Origin of the sequence: Pedobacter sp. R20-19 (assembly GCF_000708265.2) — a bacterium.
Taxonomy (GTDB): Bacteria; Bacteroidota; Bacteroidia; order Sphingobacteriales; family Sphingobacteriaceae; genus Pedobacter.
The window spans coordinates 59417-66801 of sequence record NZ_JCKI01000007.1; the positions used below are offsets into that span (position 1 = coordinate 59417).

5 protein-coding genes are annotated in these 7385 nt (G+C 37.1%); 1 reads left to right on the forward strand and 4 read right to left on the reverse strand.

The window, feature by feature from the left end; translation table 11 throughout:
• Positions 1-65 precede the first annotated feature (65 nt).
• A complete protein-coding gene (locus AN34_RS21715; RefSeq protein WP_157263332.1) occupies positions 66-206 on the reverse strand; it encodes a hypothetical protein in 141 nt (46 codons plus the stop codon).
• A gap of 358 nt (positions 207-564) precedes the next feature.
• Between AN34_RS21715 and AN34_RS15690 the strand changes: the two genes are divergently transcribed.
• Positions 565-1461, forward strand: coding sequence for a sensor histidine kinase (locus tag AN34_RS15690; RefSeq protein ID WP_197285542.1), 897 nt, complete (start codon positions 565-567; stop codon positions 1459-1461).
• On the opposite strand, the gene AN34_RS15695 is transcribed toward AN34_RS15690, so the two are convergent.
• From AN34_RS15695 to AN34_RS15705, 3 genes are all read right to left on the reverse strand, one after another.
• On the reverse strand, positions 1445-4249 hold the full coding sequence (locus AN34_RS15695; protein ID WP_029286907.1) for a lantibiotic dehydratase: 2805 nt from the start codon (positions 4247-4249) through the stop codon (positions 1445-1447). The two genes, AN34_RS15690 and AN34_RS15695, sit on opposite strands and share 17 nt — an antisense overlap.
• A 120-nt stretch (positions 4250-4369) precedes the next feature.
• A complete protein-coding gene (locus AN34_RS15700) occupies positions 4370-6370 on the reverse strand; it encodes an OmpA family protein (RefSeq protein ID WP_029286908.1) in 2001 nt (666 codons plus the stop codon).
• Positions 6371-6381: 11 nt separating this feature from the next.
• Positions 6382-7383, reverse strand: a complete 1002-nt coding sequence (locus AN34_RS15705; RefSeq protein WP_029286909.1) for a PorP/SprF family type IX secretion system membrane protein — start codon at positions 7381-7383, stop codon at positions 6382-6384.
• Between the last annotated feature and the right edge of the window lie 2 nt (positions 7384-7385).

Below are 7385 nucleotides of genomic sequence, written 5' to 3' on the forward strand. Positions count from 1 at the left end.
TTCAGAACCTAAATAGCTTTTTCATTAAGGAAGTATATTAATCTGCAGAATAAATTGATCCACCATTAGTTGGCTACTATAAAGCTAGTGGCAATACTGTGGCTCATATCTCCAGTTGGATGAGTAGAAAAATTATCTTGTACCTTTACAGCTTTGTAAATAAAAACAGTTTTTTTTGTAATTTTAGATTGGCCTTGTGGTTTCATAATCGTATAATTTAATTTAATTAATTGTTCTTATTATTTATGTAAAGGTGCATCGTAAACTTTCGGGCAACCACTTTTTTACACAAAACCATAGTTTTAGAAGATAAAATCCATACTTTAATAGATTAACAAACCAAAAATGACCTCTTTTAACCTCAAAACATATTATAAAAACTACAGACTTCACCTATTAATTTGGAGTATTTATGTTTTTTATGACGTATTTATTTTAGGTTTTATATCCAAATTTCGAGAGCCAGGGGTTTATGTTATCGTCTACATTATCAACATTTTTACTTTTTATTTGCAAGCTTATCTCTTAAAAAAAATATTAAATAATAAAAATAGTTCGGTTAAAGTGGTAAAAATCTTATTACTAGATACTTTGATCGTATTGATCTATATCATTTCTACACAGTTACTGGTGATTGCTTTTGAACAATTTAAATTAATTGACGCTGACACTTTAAGCATTTTTGACAGGAGTTTTATTCTATCTTGCATTTACAGATCATTACTTTTCATCGGCTTTTCTACCGGATATGTATACATTTTAAAATCATTTGAAGACCAAAAAAAGGTGGAGAAATTAGAGCGTCAAAACCTGATCAGTCAGCTTGAAAAGCAGAGTCTGGAAAATGATTTGGTTCAATCACAGAACAACTTTCTAAGAAGCCAGATTAATCCGCACTTCTTATTTAACACATTAAACTTTATTTATAATGATACCCGCAAAAAAGCGCCATTAGCTGCAGATGCCATTATGAATTTATCCGAAATGATGCGATATGCCTTAAAACTACCCGAAGCCTCTGAACTGGTACCGCTACGTGAAGAGGTAGAACAAATAGAACATTTAATCAATCTACACAAACTGCGTACTGCCAATACCATTAATTTATCACTTGAGGTAAACGGAGATTTGTTTGGCTTGCGGTTTCCACCCCTAATTCTGCTTACACTGGTAGAAAACATTTTTAAGCATGGAAATGTATCGCACTCTACCCAGCCTGCCATTATTAGGATAGATTATAGCTTAAATACTTTAATGATCAGCACCATTAATATGGTAAATGACAATAGAGGCAGACATGAGAGTCATCATGTAGGGCTTGAAAATGTAGCCAACCGATTAAAAAGTTTTTATAAGGAAGACTACGTTTTCAAACATTATACTGATCCCCTGAACCGATATGTAACCGAAATCTGCATAAATGTGATCAACCCATTGGCTAAGCTTAATGTGACTCAATAGTTTTGTTTCGTTGAAAATCTTTTAATAGAAAATAATACATCACCATTTCATGTGTTCGTTGATTTTTATTAAAAAGACGGTTCACATGCATGTGCATTAAATCAGTAAACAATCTGGTCTTTCGATTAGGCGGCAAGTCTTTCAGTAATGCAACCATTGATTGCACCAGCACTGTAAAATATTTCAGCTGATCTTCCCCTAATGGCGCCACCGTATGGCTCTTGTAAGATTGATATTGCTGATTCAGTTTTTTAAAATTGGCTGCTTCTAAATGATGTTCCTGGTTAAATGAGTCTGATGCAAGTTTGATTATCTGCCTGATCTCTTCGCCTTCAAAAACCCCATGTTTCAATAATTGCGATACAATCTCAGCGCAAAAGCTGTATTTACTAAATGAATCTGTTTGAACCTGAAGCATGGACAATACAAAGTTACTATCAACACTAAAATGCATTTCTACTTGTGCAATTAAATCGCTACCATATCTTTCTATCTCCCGCCTATAGGCTCTGGAATGGAAATCAGACACCAAACCAGATACAAAATAAGGAGAAAGATAGTCAGCAAAAGAGGCACTTAACTTTTGTCCATCCGCTGCACGGTTAAGATTGGCCCGAAACCTTAAATGATTACCATTTTCATTGTATCTGATAAAAAACCACGACTTGATTTCCTGAGCATGTACTTGCAAGAATGGATGAATTACACCCATCAAAATTTCATCGGCACGTTGCTGGTGGCAAAAAATTTCAAAATAAAGCCATTCTTTTCCAGGCATAAAAATCTGTGGTAGGTTGCCTGTGCTATCTGCGTTTATGGATGAAGCCCCATGATAAATACATTCGTGATGTGTAACGCTAACCACAAATTGAGCGAGGTAGGGTTTTGCTTTTTCATCAGCCACTGCATTTTGTGTTGGCAAAATTACTTCTTCCAGATAGATGCTTTTCTGCTTATAAATAAACTGCATTAAGGCATTTAGATCTTCATCACTGGATAGGTTAAAGCATAAAGTCTGATCGGATAAACCTGTCTTAAAGTATCTGGATACTCCAGTTTCAGTAAGAAACTGACGGCAGGCATCAACAGAGAGCTGTACTTTAGCAGGAAAAAAAGTTTCCTTATCTACCCGCCATTTTTGAGTGTTCAATACCATATTCTGATACTGTAACCTTGGGTAATAATTTAAATCTGGAAAGATCCCATCTAAAGGGAGTGATAAACTACCTTGTATTCCCTGATGCTGTAAATCACAAAGCAAACGGAATACAGCAAGATCCGATCTGGTGTAGTTATACGCCGATGCCATCCGTGGCATCAAGCGTTTGTTTAATGATTTGGAACGTAGAACTACCTGATCGTTTCTAACAGAAATCTGAATATCATTTAATAAAAGCGGATTTGCCGATGTGTCATAATTAAGAATAGATAGCTGATGGCTGTAAACCAGTTTCCTGCGATTAATATTATCTACATTGGCTTCAACCATGTAGGCTACATCAAAAAACAATACTTCCGGATTAGCACTTTCTTCCAGACCGGAAATTTCTTTACAAAAATCCGTTATGTCATCACTAGCCATCGAAAAACGCCCGGCCAATGCATTAGCCGTTACCCCTCCTATCTGATCAATCAGAATTAGATCATCAGCAATATGAATTAAAATACTAAGTGAATTGGGCAAGGGAACAGGTTTTTCATTTAAATCCAGATGGAGTTGATTAAGGAAAAGTGTTTTTCCCCGTTCAAAATTTTCTAATGATAAAGCCTTTTTTAACCCAGCTTTAAAATCAGTGCTGGTTTTGTGATCCTTTTTTTTGTTGTTAAACTGAATGATAAAATCATCCCCTTCGCTACTTTGCTCCAGTTCATCATAGCCTATGCCTATCTCCGGATCAAGTGCCATAAGAAGCGAAACTTCACGCTGTTCAAACTTCTTTTTAAACTGCCTGATGAATGTAGTTAATGCAGTCTTTTCTTCCTTTGGTATGATTTTCCCCAGCAAATCCAGTAGGTTTGGAATAGCTTTTAGCAGGCTTTGATCAATACATCCGTTGTATGCTTTACGTTCTGCAATCAGGTATTCAGGTATATTTTTTTCAATCCCTTTACCCGTTCTTTCAAAAAAATCTTCACCGATAATGTTTGGGTCCTGATCTGTAAAAAGCAGCTGAAGATCATGCATGTCATTTAAAAGGGTAAACAAATCTGATTTACGATCCTGCTCCAATTGAAGTTTTAAGATTAAATCCTTTAGCCGGATCGGCTGCTCGCAGGCATTCAGAATTTGCACTATAAAATCATCATGATCAATTTCAGAAAGTTCAAAAACACCATCTGAACAGGCAATATACCTGATCCCGTTTAGGGTGGCATAAAAACTACTGTTACTAAAAAGGAACCCGTTTTGCTGTATGGTAAGTTCAAAATCAAATTCAAGTTGATTGCGATATGGCCAATCAATCAGGCGATGTATAATTTGTTCTTCACTAACCTGCACCTTAGACTCAGTTTGCTTTATGGCATTTTTTAAAATGCCAAAACTTGCAAATGTACCATAAGGTGTAGCGCGATATCTCGCCCTGTTAAAATATTTCCATATTGTAAATTGAATTCTCGGTGGCAAATCAACCAAATCTTCCACCTCAACATCCTTAATCGTTTCATAAAAATCGCCAGATGAAATAGCAATGGCATTTTTCAATTCTTCCCAACAATCCTTCAAATTAGATTGATACGAAAAAATTGGTGTTCTAAAAATAAGTGTCGGATGCAGGTTAAGTTTCATAAAGAAGTATAGACAGCGAAAATTACAAAGATTAATGATAAAATCGCCATCTACATTCAATTAAAAAAGCCACTTCCATCGCAATGAAAGTGACCGTCAACGGGGGCAAAAGATGAGCGTCTATTTTTTAGTTACCTTAAATTCAGTCCTTCTGTTTTTAGCTCTCCCATCTGGATTGTCTTTTTTTCTCTTTCCCCTGCCGATCTCGTTTGGTGCAATCGGCGTCGACTCTCCATAGCCTTTAGAGGTCATTCTGCTTGCAGCAATTCCCTTACTTGCCAGGTAATCTACACAAGATTGTGCCCTTTTATTGGATAAATCCAGGTTGTATTCATCCGTACCAACGTTATCTGTATGTGAACCCAGTTCAATTTCCATTTCAGGATTATCTTCCATAATGGGAATCAGATTATCCAACACATTTTTAGAAGGGTCTGTAAGTTCTGCACTGTTAAATTCATAATAAACGTTATCCAGGGCAATTGGAATACCCAATTTAAATGGACTTAGGCAATAATCTTTATAAATCATGGTATCGGCTTTTGCCAATTCCTCATAAAGGTAGTTTTTAGTGATAGAAAAATAGTTTTCTTTAGCGAATAAGAGCTTTACAGGTCGCTTGGAATCTGTTTGAAAGTGATATTTTCCATCGCTACCGGTTACTACTTTTTGCGTGCCTTCTACATTGGTAAAAACTACTGCCGCATCTGCCATTGGTAATTTTGTTTTGCAATCGGTAAGCAGGCCATCCACTGAAAAGAATTCCTTTTTAACTTCAAATACCTCGAGGCAGCATGAAGATTCACGGTCAGAACTGATATACCCCCTAGTGCCAGCGGCATTAATAGCGGTGAAATATAAATCGTCTTTTGATGAATTGAACGGATAACCCAGATTTTTAGGTTCTGACCAGGAAATGAGATCGCCATCCGATTCAAAAAAATCTAAGCCACCTAAACCTATTCTACCATCCGTGCTAAACATTAATTTTTTGGTTACCGGATTATAATAAGGTGCACGTTCGTCATCTTCAGTATTAATTGTTGGCCCCAGGTTAACAGGTTGTCCGAGCGATCCATCGCTGCGAATGGCACAATACCACAGATCCAGTTTACCATAACCGCCAGTACGATCTGATGCGAAGATCAGAAATTTACCATCTCTGGTTACAAATGGCTGCAAGGAATTAAAATCCTTACTATTAACTTCAAGCCCTACCGGCTGAGGTTCTGACCATTTATCGTCATTTTTTTTTGAAGTGTAGATGGAGTATTGCGATTTTTCTTTCCATCCGGTAAAATATACCGTATTGCCATCAGGCGAGAAACTTGCGGCAGCTACTTCCATATTCTTTGGTAAATTCAGGTTCATCATTTTGACCGAAATTTCATTTGCCGTGAGTTCATTTTTAGCCGTGTAAAGTGTATTTAAAAATGGATTGGCCTTGGTTGAAACCTGTACCTCACCTGTTTCTGTTTTTACCACATCTCGTTTGCCAGCGATGTTGAGAGGCCTTGATGAGGTAAAATAAAAATTTTGGTTCATATTTACCGGCGCATAATTAGAACCTAATCCATTTACATTTGTGGGCATCTTTTTCACCTGAACCATCCTCGGGAAACGCATTTCTTCTATTGCAAATTTGCAGGAAGAGATTTCTTTACGGGCATCTTTAACCAAAATATCATTAGGGTTTTTGCTCATAAATGACTCAAACGCTTCAATTGCCTGATTGAATTTTTTATTTGCTCTTAAGCTTTCTGCATAATAAAAAAGTGCTTTTCTATACCTTGTATTAGTAAAAGTAATAGCAATGGCGTAATATTTTTCAGCCTCGGCAAATTCGCGGTACATGCGGCTTGATTCTGCCAGGTTATAAATTGACCCTTCATAATCTTCAATCACCTTTTCTTCTGAGGTGCCCTTACGCTCTTTACCATAAGGCAGAATGGCCTGAGTACTGTCACCCGTAATTCTCAATGCCTTTTTATAAAAGGTAGATGCAGCGTAATAATCCCTGTTTTCAAAGTAGGTATCAGCCACTTTTTTGTAATTTACTACATACTGCGCTTGAGCTAAACCTCCAACTGCCAATAATAAAAACAATAATATCTTTCTCATCTGATGATCAGTTATAAGCGTGGACAAAAGAAATTCGGACCAATAATTCCATTGCGACCGATTAAAGAAATGGAGAGTTCTATACCTCCATTACTGTTGGATGCACGGTTAAAGGTGGAAGTATTCACATCATAACTTAACCCAAATACCATATTATTGAGTTGTAAACCCACAAATGCAATTGCAGCATCCTTAACACGGTAATTACCGCCGAATAAAATATTTGAAGATTGACTCACATTAAGCTGGGCATAGGCTCCAACAGAAACTTCACTGGTATTTCCCTGATACATGACCAATGCATTTGGAACAAGATCTAAAAAATCTGAAGCCTTAACTCTGGCTCCTCCGTGCCCTGTTAACCGAATCGGAATTCTGGATTCAGTTCCGGTAAACCGGTCTATTGGCCGGGTTAAATGTGCAGCACTTGCCCCAATAAAAACATTTACATTCTGGTTTGGATTACCATCAAAATACATCACCCCAAAGTTAACATCGGGTACCAATGTAGATTGCGACTGGAAAGTTTCACCACTAATTAAACCACCATCATAACCAGTAATTGGGTTAAACTGGTTGCCAAACCTAGCTTGCGAATAATCAAAACTCCTGTTAATGATACCTGCCTGCAAACCAAAATTTATGGTTTGCAAACCTTCACGACCAAATCTTAAACGATATGAACCCGATACCAAAGCGGTGAGATAATTAAAATCAAGTTCACCTGCCCGCTGATTGAGGATGGTGCCCCCAAATGCAAAGTTTTTCTTCGGTGCCAGGTCAAAGGATGCTCCTCCAGTTAAAAAGGAACTGTTTAAAGCACCCCATTGCTGTTTAAAATTGACTGATGCCCGATAATCACCATCAATAACACCTGTTAGCGCAGGATTTAACCAAAGCGGATAGGCATAATATTGAGAAAAATGCGGATCAGTTTGTGCAAATAACCCTGATGTACAGAGTAGCAAGCTGAGCATTGCCACCAATGATTTTAAAGACGATGGTATTTTCATGG